The sequence below is a fragment of the Streptomyces tirandamycinicus genome (genome assembly GCF_003097515.1).
Taxonomy (GTDB): Bacteria; Actinomycetota; Actinomycetes; order Streptomycetales; family Streptomycetaceae; genus Streptomyces; species Streptomyces tirandamycinicus.
The window spans coordinates 6,129,778-6,155,431 of the sequence record NZ_CP029188.1; the positions used below are offsets into that span (position 1 = coordinate 6,129,778).

Genomic DNA, 25,654 nt, shown 5'->3' on the forward strand with positions numbered 1-25,654 from the left:
ACCCGTCCGCCGACCGGCCCGACCCCTCGCGCCGGGGCTGCGCGAGGGGTCGGTGCGCCCGCGGACCGCCGCGCCCGGTCAGTCGTCGGCGAGCATGCGGGTGCGCAGCTTGGCCAGGGTGCCCGCCAGCAGCCGGGAGACGTGCATCTGGGAGATGCCGAGCTCGGCACCTATCCGGCTCTGCGTCATCTCACGGCCGAAGCGGAGTTCCAGGATGGTGCGTTCGCGGTCGTCGAGCTCGGCCATGTGGGGCGCCAGGGCGCGGATGTCCTCGACGAGTTGCATGCCGGGGTCGTCGATGCCGATCCGCTCGGGGTGGGAGCGGCCGCTCGCCAGGGCCGCGTGCTCGTCGTCGCTGTCGGTGTTCGGGGTGTCGAGCGAACCGGCCCGGTACCCGGCGGCGGCCACCATGCCCTCGACCACCTCGTCCTTGCTGCGTCCGAGGTGTTCGGCGAGGTCCTCCACACCGGGGTCGCGGTCCAGTGTGGCGGCGAGGTGCTCCCTGGCCCTGGCGAGTTCGACGCGCAGTTCCTGCAGCCGGCGGGGTACGTGCACGGCCCACGAGGTGTCGCGGAAGTACCTCATGATCTCGCCCTGGACGTACGGGATGGCGAAGGAGGTGAAGGCGACCTCGCGGCTGAGGTCGAAGCGGTCGATGGCCTTGATCAGCCCGACGGTCCCGACCTGCACGATGTCCTCCATCTCCCCCTCACCGCGGTTGCGGAAGCGGTTCGCCACAAACCTCACCAGGGAGAGGTTCATCTCGATGAGGGTGTTGCGGACGTACTGGTGGTCCCGGGTGCCCTCCTCCAGTTCTCCCAGCCGCCGGAGGAACAGCAGGGTCAGCTCCCGGGCGTCCTCCGGCGAGACCTCGGTGGCGCGGCCGACGGGGGGAAGCCCGGCGAAACCGCAGTCCCTCCGGCCGGGGTCCGGCGCTCCGGCGGGAGAAGCGGAGTCCAGGCGGGTGGTGGGCGTCGTCATGAGCGGGCACTCCTCGCGAAGGCACTGGGCTGGCTCAGAGCGCCTTCCCTGTCGGTTGCCGCTCATGCATTGTTGTTGTGCGGCAAATGTTGAGGAAGGGTGAACCGCTCTTTTCGGGTCCGGGACGGGCAGGCTGCGGCCGGGCCGGCGAAGAGCGAGCTGCGGCCGACCGGCGACGGATGGGCTGGGGCCGACCGGAGAGCAGCGAACCGCGGCCGGGCCGGCGACGTGGGCCGCGGCGGGCGGCATGGCACGGCGGCGGCCGCGGCCACGGCGAGCAGGGCGTATCGTCCGATTATGGGTGATCTTCAGTGAGATGCTGTGGCCGTCTGCCGGTGGCGCCCTCGCCCGGGTACCGGTAGCGGCGCACAGCACGTCGGCGGAGACGAGGTGAGGTCATGCACCGGCCCGGTCCCTCCATGGCCGGCCCCGCCCCGGGACCTGAGCTCGACGCGGTGCTGGCCGAGGCCGTCCGGGGTACCGGAGCCTCGGTGGGCCTCGTCTACGTCCTGCCCCCGGGCGAACGCGCGCTGGAGATCGCCGTGGTGTCGGGGGTGGTGCCCCAGATCGCCGCTCCCTGGGCGCGGATCTCGCTGGACGACCCGATCCCGGTGGCGGACGCGGTGCGGGAACGCCGCCTGGTGTGGCTGTCCAGCCAGGAGGACGTGGCACGGCGCTATCCACGCCTCGGCGTCGTGCTTCCCTACGACTTCATGCTGGCTGCCGCACCGTTCCCGCACGGCACCCGGGTGTGGGGCGGCTTGGTGCTGCTGTGGCCCACATGGCACCCGCCCGAGCTGAGCCCGCAGGAGCGGGGGGTGATCGACGTCTGCTGCGTGCGCGGGGGAGCACTGCTGCACGAGGCCGCCGGACGCGGCGCACGGCTGTCGACCGGTGACGAGCCGAGGGTCCTCCCGCCGCCGGATGCGCCCGAGCCCGAACCGGAGGAGGCGCGGGCCGCCCTCGACTTCGCCCGGCGCATCCCGGTGGGCTGCTGCGCACTCGACCTGGACGGCCGGATCACGTTCATCAACTCCGCGGCGGCCGACCTGGTCGGTGCGGGAGGCGCTGCCCTGCTCGGCGCCCGGCCCTGGGAGGCCCTGCTCTGGATGAACGACCCCCTCTTCGAGGACCGTTACCGGGCGGCCGTGGTCTCCCGCCGGCCCACGGCCTTCACCGCACTGCGCCCACCGGACCGGTGGCTGGCGTTCCACCTCTACCCCGACGACCGCGGCATCAGCGTCCAGATCACCCCGCTGACCGGCGACCCCGGCCGGGAAGTCGCGGAGCCGGAGCGGCTGCCCTCCGTCGGGCCCGGCGGGGCGGGCGCGCTGTACCACCTGACCCACCTGGCGGCGGCCCTCACCGAGACCGCCGGGGTGGGCGACGTGGTCGAGGCCGTCGCCGACCAGCTCGTCCCCGCCTTCGGCCCCAGTGGCCTGGCGCTGCTGACCGTGGAGGAAGGCCGCCTGCGGGTCATCGGCCACCGCGGCTACAGCAGCGAGTTCATGGACAGCGTGGACGGCTCACCGCTGACCGCGCAGACGCCGAACGTGCACACGCTGACGGACGGCGTCCCCAGCTTCTTCGGCTCCTTCGAGGAACTCAGGAGCGCCTATCCGGGTGCCGTGCGCTACGCGGAGCGGGACGCCTGGGCCTTCCTCCCCCTCATCGCGTCCGGGCGCCCCGTGGGGTCCATGGTGCTCTCGTACGACCACGCCCGGCCCTTCCCACCGGCCGAGCGGGCCATCCTGACCTCACTGGCCGGGCTGATAGCCCAGGCACTCGACCGGGCACGGCTCTACGACACCAAGCACCAGCTCGCCCACACCCTGCAGACCGCGCTGCTGCCCCGCTCCCTCCCGGGGGTGCCCGGGCTGGACGTGGCCGCCCGCTACCTCCCGGCCGGGCACGGCATGGAGATCGGCGGCGACTTCTACGACCTGATCCGCTGCGACGACACCACCGCCGCCGCCACGATCGGCGACGTCCAGGGCCACAACATCCAGGCCGCCGCCCTCATGGGGCAGGTGCGTACGGCCGTCCACGCCCACGCGACCGCGGGGGCGGCCCCCTCGGACGTCCTGGCCCGGACCAACCGCCTCCTCTCCGACCTCGAACCGGACCTGTTCACCAGCTGCCTGTTCGCCCGGCTCGACCTCGCCGGGCACAGGGCCCGGATGGCCACCGCCGGACATCCACCGCCGCTGATCCTGCACCCGGACGGCCGTACCGAAGCCGTCGAGCTGCCCCCTGGTCTCCTCCTCGGCATCGACCCGCACTCCGCCTACAGCACGGTCGAGGTCCCCTTCCCACCCGGCACCCTGCTGCTGCTCCACACCGACGGTCTCGTCGAGACCGCCGGCACCGGCATCGACGAGGCCACCGCGGCCGTACGCGACTGCCTCGCCCGCGCCCCGGACCGCACCGCGGACGAGCACGCCGACGCCCTCGTCCGCCACGCCACGCGAGCCGCGACGCGCAGCGACGACGTCGCGCTGCTGCTCATCCGCCACGCATCCGGCACGCCGGGGCAGCCCCGCTGAGCGCGGCGCACGGCCACCGCTCCGCGCCGGGTGGCAGCGGGACCCGCCCACCGCACCACCGGGCCGGAACGGTACGGGGAGCCTTGTGCCCGCCTCGAAGCGGGCGCTCAGAGCCTGACGGCCCCTTCGAAGACGACGAGAACGCCCACCGCGGCGATCACCACCGCCATCACTCCCGCAGCATGGCCCTCCAGCCACCGTCTGACCCTGGTCAGGGGGGCGAGGACCCGCTCCCCCATGACCACGTGGAGCGCCACGGGCAGGGCCACGGTGCTGGCCGCGCAGGCGGCGAACACGGCGAGGGCCGACACTCCGCTCGTGGTGGCGTGCGCGCCGGACCCGATCGCGAGACCGGCGGCGGCGGACAGCAGCAGGATCTTCGGGTTGGCGAGCGACAGCAGCAGCCCGAGCCGGAACGCCCTGGCAGGGTGCGCGCCGGTGAGCATCCGCATCCAGCCCGGCGCCGGCCTGCCATGCCGGGTCAGCCACTGGCGGAGGCCGAAGGCGATGAGGAGCGATCCCAGGCCCACCCTGGCCCAGGCGACCCAGGGGGGACCCTCCTCGGGGCGGTGGACGACGGAGGCCAGGGCGGCGCAGGCGGTCGCGGGGACGAGGATCCCGATGACCCAGCCGGCCAGAAAGGCGCTGCTGGTGGCTCGGGGCCGCGGGGTGAACTGCATGAAGAGCGCGGGGATGAGAGTGAACGGCGAAACGGCGATCACCACTGCGAAGAACACGACCTCACCGAATGACACCGGCACCGCCCTCTGCCGCCCTCTGTCGCCCACGTCGTATCGCGCGTGCGCGCACGGCCGCCCGCACCCGCGTACGCGACCCGCCCGTGCCGCACCGGGAGTCCGGGGGGCACGGTGACCCTGCCGAGGATGTCACACGGTCCGGCGCATCGGGGGGCAGCGACCACCCGGGGACGTTTCGGCGCGCCCTCCGCTCTTCGGAAGCGCGCCCGGCCTCGGGCGCCGTCGGCGTCCCCGAGGGCGCCGGACGCGGCCCGTACACCGAGTGAGCCGGTCAGGGGACGTCCTGGCGGGTCCGGGCACGGGTGGGCCGAGCGGCGATCGATCCGGGTCAGAATGCCGGACGGCCCGCCGGCGCGCGGGAACTGCTGCGAATCGGAAGGACGGGCGGCATGGGCGGCATGAACGGCGAGACCCTGATGCGACGGATCCTCGACCACGGGAGCCGGGCCGACCCCTATCCGCTGTACACCGAGCTGCGCAGGACGCCGGTGTGCAGACAGGAGGACGGCAGCTACGCCGTCAGCACCTACCACGAACTCCTGGCCCTGCTCCACGACCCCCGCCTCACCTCCACCCACGCCGAGCGGGAGGCGGCCGACGGCGGGCAGCTCCCGCCCAGCTTCCTCGGCATGGACCCGCCCGAGCACGACCGGGTCCGGTCCCTGGCGATGCGGCAGTTCGGGCCCCCGCACTCGCCGAGCCGCATCCAGGACATGCGCGGGGAACTCGAGAGCACGGTCCGGAAACTGATCGACGCCTTCCCCGAGGGGGGAGAGGTCGACCTGGTGGACGCCTTCGCCTACCCGTTCCCCGTGACCGTCATCTGCCGGCTGCTGGGGGTGCCGCACGAGGACGAGCCGCGCTTCAGGACCTGGGCCGACAAGCTGGTCGCCTCCATCGACCCGCGGCCCGGCGAGGACCCGGCCATCAGGCTGCGGGAGGGGGCCGAGACCAGACGGGAACTCGCCCTCTACCTCAACGACCTCGTGGAGAAGGGCGCCCACGGGTCCGGGGACGGGGCCGGGGACGGCTCCGGTGACGGCTCCGGGGACGGAATGCTCTTCCGGCTCGCGGACGACCACGACGCCGAGGGCGGACCGCTCAGCCGTCTGGAGCTCCTCGTCACCGCGGTCCTGCTGCTGATCGCGGGCCACGAGACGACGGTCAACCTCATCACCAACGGTATGCTCACCCTGCTGCGCCGCCCGGAGCAGTGGGAACGGCTGCGCCGGGAGCCGGAGATCGCTCCCCGGCTCGTCGAGGAACTGCTCCGGTTCGAGCCGCCGGTACAGATCATTCCGCAGCGGGGCGCGCTGGCGGACATCGAGATCGGCGACGTCACCATTCCGGAGGGATCGGTGGTCGCCCTGGTCCTGGCATCGGGCAACCGGGACCCGAAGCGCTTCACCGACCCGGACACCTTCGATCCGGACCGCCCCGACATCGAGCACCTCGGCTTCGGCAGCGGCATCCACAGTTGCTTCGGCGCGCCACTGGCCCGCCTGGAGGCCCAGATCGCCCTCACCGAACTGGTCCGCCGGCTCGACAACGCCCGTCTGCTCCAGGACCCTCCGCCGTATCGCAGCAGTGCGGTGCTGCGCGGGCCGCGGCACCTGACGATCGGCTTCGACCGGGTGCTGGCCTGACATCGCAGCCCCGGCTACCCGGAGCCGGCGATCGTCCCCGGCCCCGAACCGGCCTGGCCCCGAACCGGCCCGGCCCCGGCCCTGAACGGGCCGTCGCGGGACCATCCGCCGCGCGATGGCGCCCCGCCGCATCCGTGCCGGCTGTCGGCGCCACCGTGCGGGCGCCCCCGCGCCGGCGGGATGCCCGCTGCCCTCGCCGCGCGTCAGCGGAGCACCGACGACCTGCCGTCCGCCGGTTCACGGCAGACGGGCACCCGCCGAACGGCGATGCCCTCCCGGGCCGGGTTTCCGCCCCAGTCCTCCCGGGCGGGCACCTCCTCGCCCTTCATCAGGAAGGAGTCGGCGGCGAGCCGGGCGTGGTCGCCGACCGTCGTTCCGTAGTGGACGAAGGCGCCGACGCCCAGGGTCACGTGCGCGCCGAGGGTGGCCTGGTCGGACTTGAAGGCGCCGTCCTCCTGGGAGTGGCACTGGATGACGGTGCCGGTGTTGAGCGTGCAGCCGTCGCCGATGCTGACGAGGGAGCGTTCGATCAGCGTGCAGCCGTCGTCGAAGACCTGCCGGCCGATCCGGACCCCCAGCAGCCGCCAGACGACGTTCTTGAACGGTGTGCCGTTGAAGAGCTGCATATAGCGATGGGTCGTCAGCTTCCAGAAGCGTTCGTGCCGCCAGAAGGACAGGTCGTAGATCGAGCAGTACAGCGGCCTCAGCGGCTGGACGCGGATCACGACGCGCTCGACCAGCGCGAAGTAGGCGACGGTGAACATCAGGGTGATCAGGCTGAACAGCGCGACCCACGCCACACCGTGGGCGTGGTAGAGATCCACCGCGGTCATCGCGATGAGTGCGACGACGTAGAAGTGGAACCAGCGCACCAGCAGGTACAGGGCCGCCGTGAAGGCGTTGTGGCGGTTCTTCCCGCCCAGGCGGCGGCGCAGTTCGTCGCCGGTGGCGAGGTGGTCGAAGCGCTGGTCGCGCCGGACGGTGCGGGGTATCTCGAAACTGGGCGAGCCCAGCAGGCCCACACCCTCGCGGACCGGGCCGTCGACGGGCACCATGACCTTCGTCGCGAGCAGGCAGTTGTCCCCGATGCGGCTGCGGGCGGGGTAGACGACGTTGTTGCCGAGGAAGCTGCTCGCCCCGATCGACGCCGGGGAGAAGCGGAACGTGGTGCTGGAGAAGTCGGCGTTGATGACCGAGAGGCCGTCGGCGACCATCGTTCCGGTGCCGACCCGGCTCAGGTACGGGGTGTCGTGCTTGACCAGCGAGCCGAAGTTCGACCCCGTCTGCTGGACCCGGCCCAGGTCGTAGCCGAGGCAGCGCAGGTAGTGGACGATGGCGGAGCTGTCGCCGAAGAGCAGGACGAAGAACCTGACGTTGGTCATCCGGGTGAGGGCTCGCTGGAGGCCGTGGTGGACTCCGAACAGCGGGTAGACCCGGCCCGGCTTGATCGCCAGGCGCAGCAGCCGGGGCACGGCGTTCACGGTGACCAGACCCACCAGCAGACCGCCGAAGAAGGCGACGAGCGAGGCGATCAGCACATCGAGGTAGAACCCGGGGCTGGTCAGGGCCAGCTCGGGACGCAGCAGCTCGCCGAGCTGCGGCAGTACGGCGAACAGCAGGCCGATGCCGCCCAGCGCGAGGGGCAGGTACACCCCGAGCAGCAGCAGGAGCTGAGCCGCCGTGTAGAGGGTCTTGCGCAGTCCGCCGCAGGGGGCGGCCTCGACGGCGCGGAAGTCCGTGGTGGTCGGCTGCGCGGGGGATCCGTGCCAGGACTCGCCCGCGGGGACGGCCTGACCGCTGTGCAGCGCGGAGGCGTGGCCGAGCTGGGCGCCGTCGCCCATCGACGTACCGATGTCGAGGACCGTCTGCTCGCTGACGGTCACGTCGCGGCCGAGCGCCACGGGGCCGATCTCGATCATGCCGTCGTTGGCGCGGTAGCAGGCGAACAGCACGTCCTTGCGGATGACGGTGCCCTCGCCGATCGTGAGCAGGTCCGTGCACACCGGGACGGTACGGGAGAAGACCGAGACGTTCCGGCCGATCTTCGCGCCCAGCGCCCGCAGGTACAGCAGGTACAGCGGGGTGCCGACGAACAGGCGCATCGGGCTGAGGCGGATCAGGGTCTTCACGCACCAGAAGCGCAGATAGCCGAGGCTCCACACGGTGAGCCGCCGGGGCCGGAAGCGCCCGACCAGCAGCCACTTGGCGACGACGGGGAGTGCGGACAGGGCCGTGAATGCCGCGGCCGCGAACAGCGCCGACCTGACGTAGACGCCGACGGGCCCCGAGCCGCCCCTGATCCACTCGTATCCGCTGGTCAGGACGATGGCCGCGACGAAGGACAGGCCCAGGAAGAACAGGAACTGCAGTGCGCCGCACAGCAGGTACTGCCGGGTGCGCGCCCTGGCGGGCAGCTCGGAAGCCCCGGATGCCGCTCCCGGCGTCCTGACCGATGCCGGCTCCGATGCCGTGAGGGGCGTTGCCCCGGCGGACGCGTCGGCCTCGCCGGGTACGGCCGTGCTCTGCGGTCCGGCCTGCGGAGAGCCGAGTGCCGAGGCCAGTTCCCGCATGGTCGGATAGCGATAGACGTCCTTCATCGACACGGTGGGGAGGTCGTCGCGTTTGCGGACGCGGGCGCAGAACTGGGCCATGATCATGGAGTCGGCGCCGAGGTCGGTGAAGAAGTGGCTGTCGGCGGGTACCTGCTCGGTGCGCAGGACGCCCGCGAGGACCTCGGCGAGGAGGGTCTCGGTGTCGTCCTGCCGCGCCGGGCCGTCGGCCGGCGGGGAGGCCGGTGGCTGCGGGGCCGCGGGGGCCAGTGAGGCGGCCAGGCTCTGCAGGGTGGGGTGCTGGTAGACGTCCTTCATCGACACGGTGGGGAGGTCGTCGCGTTTGCGGACGCGGGCGCAGAACTGGGCCATGATCATGGAGTCGGCGCCGAGGTCGGTGAAGAAGTGGCTGTCGGCGGGTACCTGCTCGGTGCGCAGGACGCCCGCGAGCACCTCGGCGAGGAGGGTCTCGGTGCTGCCCGCCGTGGCCGTGCTCGCCCGGACCGCCGCATCGCTCTCCGCGGGGGCGGGTCGTTGGAAGCTGTTGCAGGTCACGACAGTTCCTCCCGGAGGGGGCGGCCCTCGTCGGCCAGGAGCGCCGCCGTATCGCGGCTGTCCCTGCCGCGACCGTGAACGCATGCCCGCGACCCGATGGTCCCAAGGTCAGCAGATGCTTTGCGGTCGTATGTCCATGGATGCATGAGTCGTTCACCTGCGGTCGTGCGGCCCTCACCCTGGTGTGTTCAGGGTGCGCTCATATCGGATTCACGCCGGAGGCGGCGGGGGAGGGCACCACGGTTCTGGTTTCAATCGCCTCTTGTTCCAGTAGGCCCGATCGGGCGGTTTCTGTCCTGTTACTGGAGCTCGGGGCTTGACCCGGGCGGCCGGATCTGCAGGGCCGCACGGGGCGGCAGCGAGTCCGTGTCGGCCGTGCCGCAGCCGACGCCGCCTCATCGGGCTACGACGCCTTGTGGGCGGGCAGTACCGCCTCATCGAGCTACGACGTCTTGTCGGCGGCCAGTACCGCCTCATCGGGCAACGACGCCTCCTCGGCCGGCGGCGCGGTTCGGGGGACAGCGCCCCTCAGGTCAATGCTGCCTCATTCGCGCTCCGCTATCAGCGTGCCGCGGCTTCGGCAAGTCCCGAATCGCTGTGGGGTGACACCAGGAGCGCCGCGGGGTCCACTGGTGTCCTTCGGACCGCCCCGCCGGCGCGCAGGGAGCAGGGCCCGCAATGCGGCAGCACCCGCCGCTCGGCGGGGGTGGTCCGGCCGCCTGCCGGGTGGTTGAACCGGCATGTTTCTCGAATCGTGGTGACCGATGGGACACGTCTTCGCTTCCGCCGTACCGTCCGCGACGACCGCGGACGGTACGGCCCACCGCGCGCCGTCAACGGGCCGGCTGGTCGGCCTCGATCTGGCACGGGGTGTGGCGATCATGGGCATGTTCGCCGCGCACGTCGGTCCCGATCCCTCGGTGGGCGGGCCCGTGGGCTGGCTCATGGAGGTGGCCCGCGGCCGGTCGTCCGCCCTGTTCGCGCTGCTCGCCGGTTTCACCCTGGTGATCCTGATGGGCCGGCCCCGGCCGCACACGGGGCGGGCCGGCCGCCAGGCGGCCGGGCGCGTACTGATCCGCGCCGCGCTCCTGATGGCGCTCGGATACGCACTCGTCCTCCTGGACACCGACGTCGACGTCATCCTGTCCTTCTACGGCCTGCTCTTCGTGCTCGCCCTCCCGCTCTACCGGCTGAGCGCGCGGACGCTCGCCCTCATCGCGCTCTCGACCGCCCTGGTCCTGCCCCAGCTGCTCTACCTGCTGCGAGCCGCGATCGACGGCGGGGAACTCGCCGACGCCGTCGTAGGACTCGATCCGCTGGCACGTGTCACCGGCTCGGACGGCTTCCTCGAACTGTTCGTCACCGGCGAGTACCCGGCGCTGACGTGGTTCCCCTTCATCGTGGCCGGAATGGCGGTGGCCAGGCTCGACCTCTCGCGCCGTGACATGCCCCCGAAGCTCGCGATCACCGGAGCGGCACTGGCCGTGATCGGATACGGGGGGTCGTGGCTGGCCCTGCACCTCGTCCCGGGCGCCCTGGCGGGAGTGAGCGCCGCCACCGGCGGAGGCCCCGCGGCCTCGGCGTGGTGGTCCGACGCCGTCGGCGAGGAGTTCGCCTCCGGGCACCCGGCCTGGCTGCTGGTGGCCTCCCCGCACAGCCAGACCACCTTGTCGATCGTCGGCAACACCGGCGTCGCGCTGGCCGTGCTGGCCGGCTGCCTCCTCGCCGTGCGGCTCGCCGGCCCCAGGGCCCGGCTGCTCGCACCCCTCGCCGCGGTCGGTTCGATCTCCCTGACGGCCTATGTGGCCCACATCCTCGCCATCCGGCTGCTGGGCTCGGTCGGCGGCGAGGAGTGGCCGGCGCTGCCGGTCCTCCTCGGGTTCGCGGTGGTGGCCATGGCGGCAGCCGTCCTCTGGACCCGCTGCTTCCGGCGCGGTCCGCTGGAGCACCTGCTGCACGGGGCCACCCGGCCCGCCCGTTGGATCACCTGACCTGACCTGACCTGACCTGACCCGACCTGGCCTGACCGGCGGACCGGACCGGCCGGGTGGCGTGCCGTCCGGGCGATCATCGGCACGCTCCGTGCCGGCGGGGAGGAGTGGACCCGCCGGCGCGGCGATGATTCCGGACCGCCGCGCCCGGAGGCGGCGGCTGCGCCTCGCGCGTACCCATAGGGTGACCCCCATGCCCACCAGGTTGAGTTCCACGAGGACCCGCGCCGCGCTCGGCACATCGGCGCGTGTGTCGGCCGAGTTGCTGCTGGTCTTCGTGATGGTCGCGGTGGCCCTGTGGCTGCTGGGTCGGATGTGGCCGGTCGTCTGGCCCCTGATCGTGGGCCTGCTCCTCACCACGCTGACCTGGCCGCTGACCCGGCGGCTGCGCGGGCGCGGATGGCCGCCCGCCCTCGCCGCGTCGGCGGTGACCGTACTGTTCCTGCTGGTCGCCTCGGGCGTCGTGGCGCTGATCGCCGTGCCGGTGGCATCCCAGTCCGGCGAACTGTCCGACGGTGTCGTCCAGGGCATCCAGCAGGTGCGCGAGTGGGCTGCCGGACCTCCGCTGAACATCGGGGACGACCAGATCACGGGTGCTTTCGGCACCGCGGTGGAGCGCATACAGGACAGCGCGGGCAGCATGGTGACCGCGGTCGTCACCGGCGTGGGCACGGTGGTCAACGGTGTCGTGACGGCCGTCCTCGCGCTCTTCCTGATGTTCTTCTTCCTCAAGGACGGCCCCCGGTTCCTGCCGTGGCTCTCCCGCCAACTGCCCGGCTCGCTCGCCGTCCACGTCCCGGCGGTGGCCGCGCGCGGCTGGAACACGCTGGGCGCGTTCGTACGCTCGCAGGCGTTCGTCGGGCTGATCGACGCGGTCTTCATCGGCATCGGCCTGTGGATCCTGGGCGTACCCCTGGTGCTCCCGCTCGCCGTACTGACCTTCGTGTCCGCGTTCGTCCCGATCGTGGGTGCCCTGTTCGCCGGCCTCGTCGCGGTGCTCATCGCACTGGTGTCGAACGGCCTGGCGGACGCGCTGATCGTGCTGGCGATCATCGTCGTCGTGCAGCAGCTCGAGGGCAATGTGTTCCAGCCGATGATCCAGGGCCGGGGCCTCGGCCTCCATGCGGCGGTGATCCTGCTGGCGGTGACGTTGGGCGGCAGCCTGGCGGGCATCGTGGGCAGTCTGCTGGCGGTACCGGCGGCGGCAGTGATCGCGGTGGTGTGGAACTACCTGCGTGAGCAGCTCGGAGACCCGGAGCCTGAACAAGAGCCCGAACGGGCGCCCGAACCGGCGCCCGAATCCGTGCCCGAAACGGAGGCCGGCGAGCCCTCCACCGGTGCCGCCGCCGCCGTTTCGTAGCGCCTGCGGCGGGGCCGGCCCGAGCGGTGCGTGCGCCGGGCCGCTCGTCGCTGCCGCCGTCCCGCCCCGGGCGGCCAGGCGCCTGGGGGCACGCGGCCGGTGACCCACGCCACAGGCGCAACTGTCCCCCTTAATGGGAATCTTGAATGTGTATTTGATAGCGTCCTGGCCGTGCGACTCACCAAGTTCACCGACCTGGCCCTCCGCTCCGTGATGCGCCTCGCGGTCTGCGCCGACGATGAGGTGCTGACCACCCGCGAGGTGGCCGAGGCCATGGGTGTGCGGCAGACCCACGCCGCCAAGGCGATCACCCGCCTGCAGCACCTGGGAGTGGTTGAGGCCCGTCGCGGCCGCGGGGGCGGACTCGTGGTGACCGACTTCGGCAGGCGGGCCTCGGTGGGCTGGCTGGTGCGGGAACTCGAGGGTGAGGAGGAGGTCGTGAGCTGCGACGACCCGCCCTGCCCCCTGCGCGGCGCCTGCCGTCTGCGGAGTGCGCTGCGCGACGCCCAAGCGGCCTTCCATGCCACGCTCGACCCGCTGAGTGTCGCCGATCTGGTGGCCTCGCCCACCGGGCCCGTCCTCGTCGCCCTCGGCGGTCCGCCGCCCCGGTAGCCCCGCCTCCGGTAGCCCCGGCCCCGCACGAAAAGGACTCCCGGGCCGGGGGTATGCGGATCTCTTAAAACACGAAGATCATTTACCTATTAGGAGTCATCCTTGCTCTCCGAAAAGGCCACTCCCGTCGTCCGGGCCACGCTTCCGATCGTCGGGGCCGCCCTGGGGGACATCACCGAGCTCTTCTACCGCAAGCTGTTCGACGCCCACCCCGAGCTGCTGAGAGACCTGTTCAACCGCGGCAACCAGGCGAACGGGGAGCAGCGGAAGGCGCTGGCCGGTTCGATCGCCGCCTTCGCCGGAATGCTGCTGGAGCAGCCCGGCACCCGCCCGGACGCGATGCTCGCCCGGATCGCGCACAAGCACGCCTCACTCGGCGTCACCTCCGGCCAGTACAAGATCGTTCATCGCCATCTGTTCGCGGCGATAGCGGAGGTGCTCGGTGACGCGGTCACGGACGAGGTCGCCGCGGCCTGGGACGAGGTGTACTGGCTGATGGCCAACGCCCTGATCGCCGTCGAGACGCGCCTCTACCAGGAGGCCGGCGCCACCGAGGGCGAGGTCTGGCGGACCATGGAGATCGCCGGACGGCGTCAGGAGACGCCCGATGTCGTCTCCTTCCTGCTGCGGCCCCGAGACGGCCGGCCCGCCGGAACCTTCCGGGCGGGCCAGTACGTCGGCGTGCGAGCCGAACTGGCCGACGGCGCCCGGCAGATCCGCCAGTACAGCCTGTCCACCGCCCCCGGCCGGCCGGAGTGGCGGATCAGCGTCAAGAGGGTCCGCGGCGCGACCGGCCCGGAGGGCGAGGTGTCGTCCTGGCTCCACGAGCACGCGCACCCGGGCGACGTGCTGACGGTGTCGGTGCCCTTCGGCGACCTCGTCCTGCCTGAGGGCGGCGAACCGCTGCTGCTGGCGTCCGCGGGGATCGGGAACACGCCCGTACTGGCCCTGCTCGACCACCTGGTGTCCACCGGCTCGGACCGCACCGTCGTCACGGTCCACGCCGACCGCACCCCCGCCGACCACGCCCATCGCGAGGAGCACCTCGCCCTGGCGCGCGCGCTGCCGGGCGGCCGGCTCCACCTGTGGTACGCGTCGCCCGGCCACGACGCCCCGGACGTCCCGGCGGGCCGGGCCGACCTGGACGGCCTGGACCTCCCGGAGGACCTGACCGCGTATCTGTGCGGTCCACTGCCCTTCATGCGTACGGTGCGAAGTGACCTGCTCCGCAGGGGCATACCCGCCGAGAGGATCCACTACGAGGTCTTCGGACCGGACCTGTGGCTAGGCCGGTAGGAGCGTCGGTCCGAGCGATGGCACCGGGGCGGCGGGGGTGCGCGCTTCCCCGGTGCGGTCGGCGCCGCACCGGGAACGGGTCGGCCGACCGGTGGAGTCGGGCGTCGAGACGCCTCGGAGGCCGTCGAGGGCATCGAACAGCGCCGGGCGCACCGGTCTCGGTGCGCCGGATCCGAAGAGGCGCCCTGGCGCGCCGGGAAGTGCCCGCTCGAGGAATGCCCCCGCACGAGGAGTCCCCCCGCCCCCGCAGCGAGGAAAGCGCCCGCACGAGGAATCCCCCCGCACGAGGAAGAGGTACACCGCGGATGAACACCCCCTGGGCGGCCGTGGCCGCCGCGACCGCCTTCGTCTGGTTCGGGATGGTGCTCGCCATCTCGTTCATCGAGGCGCCCCTCAAGTTCCGGGCCCCGGACGTGACCCTGCGGATCGGTCTCGGCATCGGCCGACTCGTCTTCCGCGCGCTCAATCGCGCCGAAGCCGTCCTGTCCGCCGTGCTGGTCGTGGCGGTCGCCGCCGGCGGCCTCCCCGCCCCCGTCGTGGTCCCGGCGGTCCTCGTCGTCGGGCTGCTGCTCGTGCAACTCCTCGCCGTCCGGCCCGTCCTCAACCGCCGCTCGGACCGGGTGCTGACCGGGGAGGACGTCCCGCGCTCCCGCGCCCATCTCGTCTACATCGCCTGCGAGTCGGCCAAGGCGCTCCTCCTGCCGGCGCTGGGCGTCGCCGCGCTGTCGGTCTGAACGCGCCGACACGGCGGGGGTCGTAACCGAGGCGAAGACACTGATGAGGTCTGACTAACTCTGATGAACTCTGACGAAACCTGAATCAGTGGACTTGTCGACGCAACGATGGCCGTAAAGTGACTATCGCCTTTGTGTCCTATCCGCCAGAATCGCGGCCTGCGGTGCGCCGCAGGCAGCCGTGGAGAAATGGGGGGCGACCATGGAGATCGCAGAGGCCAGGCAGGCCGTCAGTGACCTCAGGGCGGCCCAGCCGTCATTCACCGGGCCGGACGCCGCTCGGGCGAACACGCTTATCGGTAACCCGGACGCCCTGGACCAGGGCTTCTACGGCACCTGTGGTATGGCCGCCGTCGTCCGCAGCTTCCTCCAGCACGACCGGGCCCGATTCGTGAACCTGCTCCAAGCGGTCTATGCGGGTGCGGACTTCAACAGGATCCCCACCGGTCCGGGCGTGCTTCTGCAGGGGCGCCTGAAGCAGCGCGACGCGAAGGCGGCGCAGCTGAACACGGCGTACATACCGCTGTTCGACCTGGACTTCGTGCTGGCCCGAAGCCTGGGCAAGCTGCTGAAGATCCGCTCGCCGCAGATGTATGCGGCACAGAAGCTCTTCTCGGAGGAGATCGCCCGGCTGTTCAACGTTCGGGAGCCTTTCCTGGACGCGTTCACGCTGGACCCCGAGCACATCCCCACCCTGAACGCGGCCAAGCTCGACACCCGCCTCAGCTGCGAGTTGAGGATCAAGGGCTGGCGGCTGGGGCAGGTTGCGGGCTTCACCGTCGACCTGCCCACCACGAAGATCGAGACCAGGACGCCGGGGGACCACTGGGTGCTCAGGTTCAACGCCGGTGGCCGTGAACGGGCCCTCCGGGTCCTGCGGACCGCTGCCGGACCGCTCCAGGTCGCCGTCGACGTGCACGGCAGCGAGTCGGCCTTTCGTGACCAGGGCGATCTCGGGCTCGACTCCGATGGCCTCGGACATCTCATGCTCCATGTCGCTGCCGCCTCCACCGCCACCATCACACGGATCGACCCTCTGGCCCCGCAGGCGGCGGTCGATGTGGTGAACGCCCAACTGACCGGCCCCACACCGTACGTCTACGGACTCGTCCGCAGCTTCGACGACTGGCAGCGGGCGAAGTGGGAGGCCTCCGCGCGCACCTTCCCGAACCCGCCGAGCCCTCCGGCCCCCGTCTGGGGTCGCGTGGAGCCCGAAGGCGAGCACATCATCGCCGTCAACGGCCGGATCGAGAGGGAAGCCGACTTCTACGTGCTGCCCGTGTGGACGTGGAAGACGGCGTTCGAGGTCCGGGTCCCCGCTGCCCACCTGGCCGGGTATCTGCCGATTCTGGTGCACGGTCAGATCGGCGCATAAGGCGTGTGCCGTGAGTGGCTCATCACGTGGGGTGATCTTGATTTGTGGCGCGTGGAGATCTGACGGACAGGCAGTGGGCCCGGTCGGAGCCGCTGTCCACCGAGGGCAGGAAGCCGGGCGGGCCGCGGGTGGAGACGCGCCGGCAGATGGTCGACGGCATACGGTGGCGCCCTCACCGGGACGCCGTGGGGGATGCCTCGGAGGGGTACGGGCCCCGGGGCCGGGTGTGCGACCCAAAGGTGCGGTAGAGGTCGTCAGCGGTGGCTCAGCACGTTGACCACCCGTCCGCTGGGGTCGCGGACAAAGAACCGCCGCACGCCCCACTCCTCGTCCTGCAAGGGGTGAACGATCTCCGCACCGCTCTCCCGCATGACCGCGTAAGCCGCATCCACGTCGTCCACCTCGATGCTCATGTCGGGCGAGACAGGCGCGGACTTGTCGCCGGTCATGACGCTGATCTGCGCTGCTGGGGTGGATGGGGCAGCGAGCGTCATGATCCAGCCGTGGTTCATGACCTCCTCGAAGCCCAGCAGTCCGTAGAACGCCCGACTCTCCGGCACGGCCTCCGACCGGATGATGGGCATGACACGGCGAACGGCCATCGACGACTCCAGGGTGGGAACGGATCTGTCTCCATGCCTCACCCGGCATGCTACGGCAGGTCCGTCGCCGCACACATTCGTTTGCGCGCTCCAAGAGGACTGCGTCAGGTGGGCTGGACCTGCGGTGATGGCGCCGCTCGGACAGTCGGCGGCACCCGGAATCGAGGCGGCTTCCGTAGGCCGCGGCCGCACGCCGCGAACCGATGATGGTGCGTGATGAGCCGAGTCGAGGATGCCGCACCGCCGGCCTCGGCGCCCGCGGGGCCGCGGGCCGGTCCGGACGCCGCTCAGAGCGAGTCGACCAGCTGCGCCAGGGCGGCGCCCAGCCGGTCCAGTCCCGGGCCCGCGGGCCCCCCGGGTTCGGTCATGTAGACGTCGCGGCGGATCTCGATCATCAGGGCGCTCACGCGAGGGTCCCTGCGGTGGAAGTCGAGTGGGACGTACGTACCCGCGAAGGGGCTGTCGCGCCCGGTGCCGCCGAAGCCCGCGAACGCCCGCTCGGCGGCGGCGAGGAGCCCGGGCGGGGTGTGGAAGGCGTCCGTGCCCAGGCAGACCGGCGGCCGGGGCCCGTCGCCGTGCAGCTCGTAGGGCAGCGGGGCCGTGGGGTACGAGTGCACGTCGATGACGACCGCCCGTCCGGCGGCCGCGAGGCGGTCGGCCACGACGGCGGTCATGGCCCGTGCATACGGGTGGAAGTACCGGTCGAGGAGCGGCTGCGGGTCGGTGTCCTCCGGCCGGAGCCGCTCGCGGTGCGTGGTCCTGGTGTAGACCGCGCCCATGCCCGCGGCGACCATCTCCTCGCGCCCGTCGGGGAATCGCTCCGGGTCGACCACCAGCCGGGAGAGCCCGTTGACGAACTGCCACGGCCTGAGCGCGGCCGCGTCCGCCGCCGCGGCGGAGAGGGCGGCGGTGTGGGCATCGGTGATGTGATCGAGCTCGATCGTCAGCGCGGCGTCGTCCAGCTCGATGCCGCGCCGCACCGGTTCGGGAATCTCCCGCGAGGAGTGCGGGACGTGGAGCACGACGGGGGAGTCGCCGGCGCCCGGAACGAGACGGAAGGAGGACACGGACAACGATCCTACGGCCGGTGCCTGGTGCCTGGTGTCTGGCACCGGCGGCCGACGCCATCTCCCGGCCCCCGCTCCGGAGAGCCCCGTTCGCTCCATTAACATCGAACTGATTTCTGACGCAACCTCTCTTTTTTCTGGGTGTGGCTGGTTATGATCGGCCTCCTCATCCCTGGTCCCGACCTGGCCGGAACGGTGTTTCCCGAGTGCCCCGGGGCAGCGCCCCGGCCCGGTCGACGGTCCGTCACGCTGTCCCCCGCTCCTGAGGACTGATGTCACCGATACAACGCATCGGGTCGCGAGGCCCGTCGGCGAAGCGCCGGCGGCGCACGCTGCGCCTGCGTACGCTGCTCATCTGGCTCGCGGTCGTTCCCATCGTGGCCCTGGGCGCGCAATCCGTCCTGGCCGCGAACCGGTTGCTGGAACAGTCGGGGCACCTGCGCGCCGACGTGGAGTCCGGTGAACGGATCGGCATACCCCTGTACCGGCTCATGGTCGCGATGCAGTCCGAGCGGACGCTGACCGCCGCACGCTGGGCCGGCACCGGGGTGCCCGAGGACCTGATGCGGGAACGGCGCGCGGCCACCGACCAGGCCGCGACCGCCTTCCGCCGTTCCTGGGAGCCCGGGACCGCGGTGTCCGAGGTGGCGGACCGGCGGCTGCTGGAGGTCGCCGAGGGCCTGGGCGAGCTGGACGCCTACCGCGAGCGCACCGACAGCGGATCCGGGAACGCCGACAGCACGCTCGTGTTCTACACCGGCGTGATCGGCCAGATGATCCGCTTCTACCAGGACGAGCTGAGCCACACCGAGGACGGCGGGCTCATCGAGGACACCCGCGTGGTCAGCGCCATGTTCGCCGCCTCCGAGATGGTCGCCCAGGAGGATATGATCATCGCGCAGGCCGGCCCCTCCAGGACGCTGACCCCCTCCAGGTTCGCCGACCTCGTCAACGCCGTCGGGGCGCAGCGGTACCTGTACGACACATGGGTCGTGCCGTACCTGCCGGACGCGCAGAACGACCTCTACGCGCAGATGGTCAGATCGGGGGCGTGGCAGACCAAGACGCGCATCGAGAGCGCGGTCCTGTCCGAGCAGACGATCACCGACGACGGGGTGAAGCTGCCGCGGGACGTCAACGGCTGGCGGGCCGCGCAGCAGCAGTGGGGGCCGCAGCTGACCACCCTGAACGCCGACCGGTCGCAGGCCCTGCTGGACCTCGCCGACGCCCGGGCGACCGACCTGGAGACGGACGTCGCGTGGCTGATCGCCGGGAGCATCGCCGCACTGCTGGCCGTCGCCGCCGTCGTCGCCCTCACCACGGGGTCGGTGCTGCGCCGGCTGAGCCGGCTGCACCACCGGACGGTGACCATCGCCGAGCGCGTCCTGCCGGACGTCGTCGACCGGCTGCAGAGCGGCAGGCCCGTCGACACCGCCGCACTGCCCACGGTCCGGGGCGAGAAGGACGAAGTGGGGCGAGTCAACGACGCGTTCGCCCGGGTGGTCGCCGTGTCGGTGGACGGCCACACACAGCTCGCGGCCGAGCGGCAGGGCTTCGGCATGTTCGCCGCGGGCATCGCCTCACGGACCGGGAACCTGGTCAGCCGTCAGCTGAGCCTCACCGAGGAGCTCCAGGACGCCTTCGGCCACGACGAGGCGCTCCTGGCCCAGCTGATGCGGGCCGACCAGCTCACGGTCGGCATGCGCCGGCAGATCGAGAACCTGCTCATCCTCTCGGGCGGCGAGATCCCCGACCCCCATACCGAACCCATGCGCATCGCCGACCTGCTGCGCGAAGCGGCCGCGGAGGTCGAGGACTTCCGGCGGATCGAGCGCCAGGCGCTGGACGAGATCAGTATCGAAGCCGCCGTGATCAGCCAGGTCAGCCACCTGCTGGCGGAGCTGCTGGACAACGCCACGCGGTTCTCGCCGCCGAGGTCCAAGGTCGTCATCCGGGCCGAGCTGGTGGCCGACGGAATGTCGGTCGAGATCGAGGACCGCGGTCCGCGGGTGGCCCCCGCGACCTACGAGGAGATGAACGGGCGCCTGCACTCGGCACCGCCGTACGCGGTCCTGGCGGAGAACGCCCACCGGCTGGGTCTCTTCGTGGTCGGCCACCTCGCCGACGGGCTCGGCGCCACGGTCACGCTGCGCAGATCGGTGTACGGCGGGACGTCGGCCGTGGTGATCCTCCCCCGGGAACTGCTCGTACCGACCCGGAACGAGACGGGTGGCGCGCCGGACGCGCCGGTGCGTGGGGAGTCCCCGGCGGACGCGCCGGTTCGCGGGGAGTTCCCGGCGGACGCCGTCCATGAGCTGCCGCCGAGTGCGGAGGACGCCGGGGTGCGGTCCGTACGCGCGGAGCCCGCGCTCGCGACGGACGGCCGCGGCGAGGGCGAGGTCGGGGCCGAACCTGTCCGGCGCACGGACGCCGGTCTCCCCGTCCGCGGGTCCCACGGGCGGACGCCCGATCGGCCGGACGGGGAGTCGCCTGGCCGGTCCGCCGGTGAGCCGCCCGAGCCGGACGGGGAGCCGACCGCACTGGACGCGGTCTCGCCGGGCAGGCCGTACGGGCTGGTGCCGAGGCAGCCGGGAGGGAAGCCGCCGGGCCGGCCCCGCGCGGCGCTGCCCGAGCGCGCGGCCGAGCCGTCCGGCGACCGGACCGCCGAGCCGCCGCACCGGCGGCCGCCCCCGCCCCCGGCTCGGCCCGTCCGCCCCGTCGGGCCCGCCCGTGACGTGCGTCCGGCCCTCCCCGAGCGGGTCCCGCAGACGCACATGGCCGAGCAGCTCCTGGGGCCGCGCCGCGCGACCGAGGCGGCGGCAGTACGGGAAGCGGACACCCCCGAAGAGGTGGCCGACGCCTGGGCGGACTACGAGCAGGGAACCCAGACGGTGGAAGACGAGCTCCGACAGGATCAGCGATGACGACGACATCCAACGACATGATCTACAGCGTCCTGGACAACAACCTCAGCAGGATCGCGGACATCAAGGGCGCCGTTCTGCTGTCCAATGACGGGATCATGCTCAGCTCCTACTTGCTGGACCGCCCCCAGGGGGAGCGCATCGCCGCGGCGTCCTCCGGGATCGCGTCCACGATGAAGGCGATTTCCGGGGATGTCGACGGGGGCCGGGTGATCCGCCAACTGGTCGAGATGGAGGACCGGTACCTCTGCATCGTCGGATGCGGGGAGGGCAGCACCCTCATCGTCGTGACGTCCCGCAAGGCCCGGCTCGGCGAACTGGGCGGCGAGGCCGTACGCACGGCGCAGGCGCTCGGGGAATGGCTGAGCACACCCGGACGCGGTCAGGCGCCGACGTCGTAATGAGCGAAGCGCCGCGCCGCGAAGGCGGTCGCCGGACGCGCCTGTACGCCCTGACCGACGGGCGTACGACCGCTCCGCCCGCCTCGCTGACCATGGACACGACGGTCATGGCAGCGGTCTCCGCGGACGCCTACGACGGCCTGCCCAGCGAGTGGCAGGCCGTCCTGTCCCTGTGCGTGCCGCCGAACGGCCTGGCGGTCGCGGAGATCGCCGCCCGTATGCACATGCGCCTGACGCCCACGATCCTCCTCCTCGGCGAGCTGGAGGACCGTGGGCTGGTCCGGCACCGGTCGCCCCTGGAGGAGACCGAGACCACCAATGTCAACCTGCTCATGAGAATCAGGGACAACCTTGCCCGGATATGACACCTCTGCCCAGGAAGTGGCCCCCGTCAAGATCCTCGTGGCCGGGGGATTCGGCGTCGGCAAGACGACTCTGGTCGAGACGATCTCCGAGATCGAGCCCCTGCGCACGGAGGAGCGGCTGACGGCCGCCGGCGTCGGCGTCGACGACCTGCGGGGGATCGAGTCCAAGTCGTTGACCACCGTGGCCATGGACTTCGGCCGCATCACCCTCACCGACGCCGGTGTCGTCCTCTACCTGTTCGGGACGCCGGGCCAGGAGCGCTTCTGGTTCATGTGGGACGACCTGCTCAACGGCGCCCTGGGAGCGATCGTGCTGGTCGACACCCGCCGGCTCGACCGCAGTTTCCCCGCGGTGGACTTCTTCGAAAGCCGGGGGCTCCCGTTCGTGGTCGGCGCCAACTGCTTCCACGGCGAACAGCTCTACAGCCCCGATGAGATCAGGTCGGCCCTGCACCTCCGCGACCCGGACACGCCCGTCCTGATGCTCGACGCCCGCATGCGCGCGGACGTACGCGCGGCGCTGCTCGCCCTCCTCGACATGCTGATCGCCAAGGCCGGGACGGTGGCCCGGGTCTGACGGCGGATCGCCGGGCCTCGCCACCGGGGGAGTCCGGCGGCGGCCCCGCCTACGGGAAACCGGCACCCGGGGCCTGACGCGCGGCCGAGTGCGGCACGCCCGGCGCCGCGGTTCACGCCCCGGCCCGGGCCCCCGGCGGCCGGCAGAGCGCGGCGCAGCCACCGCGGCGCGTTGTCCCACCCCGAAGCGGGCCCTGGCCATGCTGCCGTCCCCATGGGGATGCCGCTCTCGCCGTCGCGGTGCTCGGCGTCGCGCATGCGCTGATCAACCGTGTCCGGCCCGCGCTCCAGGTGCCCGGCTGCGCCGCCGCTCCGGGAGCCTGCTCGCGCCCGCCGCGCTGCACTGCGCGCTCAACAGCGCCGGTTGCGCGCCGGCGTGGCAGGTCACCCGGCCTGGCTGGCGGACCGTCAGAAACGGAGGCGGGGGCGCCGTCCGCGCCGGGGCCGGCAGACCCCGGACGAGCGGCGCCCACGCGCCCTCAGGCCCCCGGCGGCACGTGTGCCGGGCGGCCACCGCCGCGGGTGAGCCGATGGCCCCAGATACCGGCCAGCGCGGCGAGCACCGCTCCGCACGCCGTCCAGAGGATGCGCGAGGACCACCAGCCCGACGCCCAGCCGCCGTCCGGCTCGACGTCCCGGCCCGAGGCGGGGACCAGCGGGGCGGCGAGCCGGCCGTCCACGGCCGTGGCGCCGCCGGAGTCCGCGGTGACGACCTCCACCGCGGCCTCGGCCGGTTCGCCCAGGTCCTCGGCGGGCGCCGTGACGACGGTCAGCCGTACGTAGTAGGCCCCGGGCAGCGGGTCGTTCGCCCAGGGCTCGGACCAGGCCCGGACCGTCCGCAGCGCGCAGCTCAGCTCGACCGACGACGCCCCCGCCGGGACGGCCCGGGTGTCGCTGCCGTACCGGCAGGCCTGGCGGCGCCGCAGCCCGTCGTACACGTCGAGCCGCCATGTCCGGGTGCCGCGGCCCGCCGTGGAGCGGGGCAGTTCCACCGTGGCCCGGACGGTGGCCCGCTGCCCGGCGTCGGCCGGGAACTGCCAGTACAGGTAGTCACCGGTGGACGCCTGCGCGGTGGCCCGCTGCCCGGGGCGTATCACGGTTGCCGTGCGGAACGACGTTCCGGCCTCGGTCGGCGCGGCGCCCTCGTCCCCCGTGCTCGCACTCGGCGACGGCGAGTCGGCGGCGGCGACGCCCGGGAACGGCAGCGTGAACAGCGCGGCTGCGGCGAGCAGTCCGGCCGTGAGAACTCGTACGGTTCGCATCAGTTGCTCCTCCAGACGGCGATGCGCCAGCGAGAGATCCAGCCCCAGAGCGCCCCCGCGGCGAAGCCGGCGAGCGTCAGCAGGCCGAGCAGCCACCAGCCGTGGCCGAGGCCGAGGAACGCCGCGTCGCCGGCGTCCCGGGGGCCGCCGGTGATGTCGATGGTCAGCTCGAGGGGCAGGCCGGGGGACGTCCGGACCGACGCGGGGGCGGAGAAGGAGTTGCTCACGCGCAGGCAGACGGTCTCGGCGGCGGGTCCGGAGTCGCCGGAGTCGCCGGAGTCGTCGGCGTCGCCGGAGTCGCCGGTGTCCGCCTTGGGGTAGCGGAGGCCCGTGGAGACGACGTCGGTGCGCCCGTCACCCGTGGACTCCCCGCGCACGATCTCGCGGCCCGCCAGGGTCGAGGCGCGCAGCAGCACACCGTGGTCGCGGTTCACGGGGCGGTCGACGGAGATGCTGACCGAGGCGCGCAGCTCCTGGCCGGGGAGCAGGTCCACCCGGTACCAGCGGTGCTGGCCGAAGGCCTCGCGGTCGGCGTACAGACCGGCCTTCAGCCGCGGCGCGTCCGCACAGCGGTCGCCGCCCTGGGTGGCCACCGGGGTGACGACGGGCTCCGCGGCGCGGTCCACCAGCTGGCCCACCCGCTCGGACAGTTCCTTCTTGTGCTGCACGGAGGAGTAGGTGCCGCCCGTTGCCTCGGCGATGCACATCAGCTGGGCGCGCATCCTGGCGTTGGGGACGAGGCCGAGGGTGTCGATGGTGATGCCGACGCCCTTGGCGGCGATCTCGCGCGCCACCTCGCACGGGTCGAGCGGGGCGCAGGTGTCCTCGCCGTCCGTGATGAGCACGATCCGCCGGGTGGCGTCGCCGCCCTCCAGATCGTCGGCGGCGCCGAGCAGGGCGGGGCCGATCGGGGTCCAGCCGGTCGGGACGAGCGTCGCCACGGCCGCCTTCGCCTCGGTCCGGTCCAGCTCGCCCACCGGGTAGAGCTGCCGGGTGTCCTTGCAGCCCTCCTTGCGGTCCTTGCCCGGGTAGTCGGCGCCGAGGGTGCGGATGCCGAGCCGTACGTCCTCCGGCACCGCGTCCAGCACCTCGTTGAACGCCTGCTTGGCCGCGGACATCCGGGACTGCCCGTCGATGTCGCGGGCCCGCATCGAACCGCTGACGTCGAGGACGAGTTCGACCTTGGGGGGTTCCTTAGCGGCGGCCCGGTCGGCCGTGCCGCCGGAGTCGGCGGAGGCGGCGGAGGGGAGGAGTCCGCCGGTGAGGGTGACCAGCAACGCGCCGCCCAGGACGGCCGCCAGTCGCTTTCGTATGATCATCGGCGGATCATAGTGAGCGGGTCCGGTCCGGCCCAATTCGGCTCCGGGGCGCGGCCCGGGCAACTGCGGTGACATGCACGCCGGTTGGCGGTGGCCCCCGGCCGCCGCCTGCCCAACGGCCCTGCCCAACGGCCCTGCCCACGGCCCGACCTGTCCCGGGCGGGCTCGCGGAACCGGCGGACGCGTCGCCCCTATGATGGGCCGATGGCGTCGATCCGGCAGTTCCAAGTCACCTTCGACTGCGCGAATCCCGAGCGCGTCGCCCGCTTCTGGTGCGAGGTGCTGGGGTACGTCGTACCACCGCCACCGAAGGGGTTCGCCGACTGGGACGAGTTCGACCGCACCCTGCCGCCGGAGCGCCGGGGTTGCTGGTTCGCATGCGTCGATCCCTCGGGCGTGGGCCCCCGGCTGTTCTTCCAGCGCGTCCCGGAAGGGAAGACCGTCAAGAACCGGCTGCATCTGGATGTGCGGGTCGGCACCGGGCTCGTCGGTGAGGAGCGCCTGGCCGTGCTCGAGGCCGAATGCGCACGACTGGTCGCGCTCGGCGCGGTACGGGTGCGACTGCTGCGCGCCGACGGCGTCAACGAGTCGTGCCTCGTGATGCAGGACGTCGAGGGCAACGAGTTCTGTCTCGACTGAGTGGCCGCGAGCGAGGCGCCTGCGCGAGGCGGCCGGGACGGTCCGCCGCCATGCGGCTCGCAGCCGGCCCTGATCCAGCTGCTACCGGCCGGACCG

The 25,654-nt window shown here is 72.4% G+C and carries 20 protein-coding genes; 13 read left to right on the forward strand and 7 right to left on the reverse strand.

From position 1 onward, the window contains the following. Positions 1–78: 78 nt before the first annotated feature. A complete protein-coding gene (locus DDW44_RS26765) occupies positions 79–981 on the reverse strand; it encodes a SigB/SigF/SigG family RNA polymerase sigma factor (protein WP_017944304.1) in 903 nt (300 codons plus the stop codon). A 398-nt stretch (positions 982–1,379) separates the two neighbouring features. Here DDW44_RS26765 and DDW44_RS26770 point away from each other — a divergent pair, with 398 nt between their 5' ends. Then, positions 1,380–3,527 (forward strand): SpoIIE family protein phosphatase, encoded by a 2,148-nt coding sequence (locus tag DDW44_RS26770; RefSeq protein WP_108908043.1) that lies wholly within the window; start codon positions 1,380–1,382, stop codon positions 3,525–3,527. 107 nt (positions 3,528–3,634) lie between these two features. Here the strand turns inward: DDW44_RS26770 and DDW44_RS26775 are convergent, their stop codons facing one another. Beyond that, a complete protein-coding gene (locus DDW44_RS26775; protein ID WP_244224117.1) occupies positions 3,635–4,264 on the reverse strand; it encodes a GAP family protein in 630 nt (209 codons plus the stop codon). 419 nt (positions 4,265–4,683) lie between these two features. On the opposite strand from DDW44_RS26775, the gene DDW44_RS26780 reads away from it, so the two are divergent. Next, complete coding sequence (locus tag DDW44_RS26780) at positions 4,684–5,931, forward strand: cytochrome P450 (protein WP_167455591.1); 1,248 nt, start codon at positions 4,684–4,686, stop codon at positions 5,929–5,931. Between the two features lie 203 nt (positions 5,932–6,134). Here the strand turns inward: DDW44_RS26780 and DDW44_RS26785 are convergent, their stop codons facing one another. Continuing rightward, positions 6,135–9,035: a Pls/PosA family non-ribosomal peptide synthetase gene (locus DDW44_RS26785; protein ID WP_108908046.1), complete on the reverse strand. Its 2,901-nt coding sequence runs from the start codon at positions 9,033–9,035 to the stop codon at positions 6,135–6,137. 764 nt (positions 9,036–9,799) lie between these two features. On the opposite strand from DDW44_RS26785, the gene DDW44_RS26790 reads away from it, so the two are divergent. From DDW44_RS26790 to DDW44_RS26815, 6 genes are all read left to right on the forward strand, one after another. Then, positions 9,800–11,026, forward strand: coding sequence for a DUF418 domain-containing protein (locus DDW44_RS26790; protein ID WP_108908047.1), 1,227 nt, complete (start codon positions 9,800–9,802; stop codon positions 11,024–11,026). Between the two features lie 193 nt (positions 11,027–11,219). Further along, positions 11,220–12,386, forward strand: coding sequence for an AI-2E family transporter (locus tag DDW44_RS26795; protein WP_108908048.1), 1,167 nt, complete (start codon positions 11,220–11,222; stop codon positions 12,384–12,386). A gap of 171 nt (positions 12,387–12,557) precedes the next feature. Beyond that, positions 12,558–12,998, forward strand: a complete 441-nt coding sequence (locus DDW44_RS26800; RefSeq protein WP_017944297.1) for an RrF2 family transcriptional regulator — start codon at positions 12,558–12,560, stop codon at positions 12,996–12,998. Between the two features lie 102 nt (positions 12,999–13,100). Beyond that, positions 13,101–14,294 carry a globin domain-containing protein gene (locus DDW44_RS26805; RefSeq protein WP_108908049.1) on the forward strand — a complete coding sequence of 398 codons (1,194 nt, stop codon included), beginning with the start codon at positions 13,101–13,103 and terminating at the stop codon, positions 14,292–14,294. Between the two features lie 305 nt (positions 14,295–14,599). Then, positions 14,600–15,028, forward strand: a complete 429-nt coding sequence (locus DDW44_RS26810) for a hypothetical protein (protein ID WP_108908050.1) — start codon at positions 14,600–14,602, stop codon at positions 15,026–15,028. A 202-nt stretch (positions 15,029–15,230) separates the two neighbouring features. After that, the gene (locus tag DDW44_RS26815) at positions 15,231–16,403 is read left to right on the forward strand and encodes a hypothetical protein (RefSeq protein ID WP_108908051.1); all 1,173 of its coding nucleotides are present in this window, start codon (positions 15,231–15,233) and stop codon (positions 16,401–16,403) included. A 254-nt stretch (positions 16,404–16,657) separates the two neighbouring features. Here the strand turns inward: DDW44_RS26815 and DDW44_RS26825 are convergent, their stop codons facing one another. Beyond that, positions 16,658–17,005 carry a VOC family protein gene (locus tag DDW44_RS26825; protein ID WP_108908053.1) on the reverse strand — a complete coding sequence of 116 codons (348 nt, stop codon included), beginning with the start codon at positions 17,003–17,005 and terminating at the stop codon, positions 16,658–16,660. A 287-nt stretch (positions 17,006–17,292) separates the two neighbouring features. Continuing rightward, a complete protein-coding gene (locus tag DDW44_RS26830; RefSeq protein ID WP_108908054.1) occupies positions 17,293–18,072 on the reverse strand; it encodes an N-formylglutamate amidohydrolase in 780 nt (259 codons plus the stop codon). Between the two features lie 272 nt (positions 18,073–18,344). On the opposite strand from DDW44_RS26830, the gene DDW44_RS26835 reads away from it, so the two are divergent. From DDW44_RS26835 to DDW44_RS26850, 4 genes are read left to right on the forward strand one after another with little or no spacing between them, the layout of a single operon-like run. Then, a complete protein-coding gene (locus tag DDW44_RS26835) occupies positions 18,345–20,996 on the forward strand; it encodes a sensor histidine kinase (RefSeq protein ID WP_108908055.1) in 2,652 nt (883 codons plus the stop codon). Next, positions 20,993–21,397 carry a roadblock/LC7 domain-containing protein gene (locus DDW44_RS26840; RefSeq protein ID WP_017944288.1) on the forward strand — a complete coding sequence of 135 codons (405 nt, stop codon included), beginning with the start codon at positions 20,993–20,995 and terminating at the stop codon, positions 21,395–21,397. The genes DDW44_RS26835 and DDW44_RS26840 overlap by 4 nt, the downstream gene beginning before the upstream one ends. Then, positions 21,397–21,762 (forward strand): DUF742 domain-containing protein, encoded by a 366-nt coding sequence (locus DDW44_RS26845; protein ID WP_108908056.1) that lies wholly within the window; start codon positions 21,397–21,399, stop codon positions 21,760–21,762. Before DDW44_RS26840 ends, DDW44_RS26845 begins: the two co-directional genes overlap by 1 nt. A 16-nt stretch (positions 21,763–21,778) precedes the next feature. Then, positions 21,779–22,339 carry a GTP-binding protein gene (locus DDW44_RS26850; protein ID WP_108908057.1) on the forward strand — a complete coding sequence of 187 codons (561 nt, stop codon included), beginning with the start codon at positions 21,779–21,781 and terminating at the stop codon, positions 22,337–22,339. A 478-nt stretch (positions 22,340–22,817) separates the two neighbouring features. Here the strand turns inward: DDW44_RS26850 and DDW44_RS26855 are convergent, their stop codons facing one another. Beyond that, entirely contained in the window at positions 22,818–23,600 is a 783-nt protein-coding gene (locus DDW44_RS26855) for a hypothetical protein (RefSeq protein ID WP_108908058.1), read from the reverse strand. Continuing rightward, on the reverse strand, positions 23,600–24,919 hold the full coding sequence (locus DDW44_RS26860; RefSeq protein ID WP_108908059.1) for a VWA domain-containing protein: 1,320 nt from the start codon (positions 24,917–24,919) through the stop codon (positions 23,600–23,602). Before DDW44_RS26860 ends, DDW44_RS26855 begins: the two co-directional genes overlap by 1 nt. A gap of 204 nt (positions 24,920–25,123) precedes the next feature. Between DDW44_RS26860 and DDW44_RS26865 the strand changes: the two genes are divergently transcribed. Next, positions 25,124–25,558: a VOC family protein gene (locus DDW44_RS26865; RefSeq protein WP_018888930.1), complete on the forward strand. Its 435-nt coding sequence runs from the start codon at positions 25,124–25,126 to the stop codon at positions 25,556–25,558. The last annotated feature ends 96 nt before the right edge of the window (positions 25,559–25,654 follow it).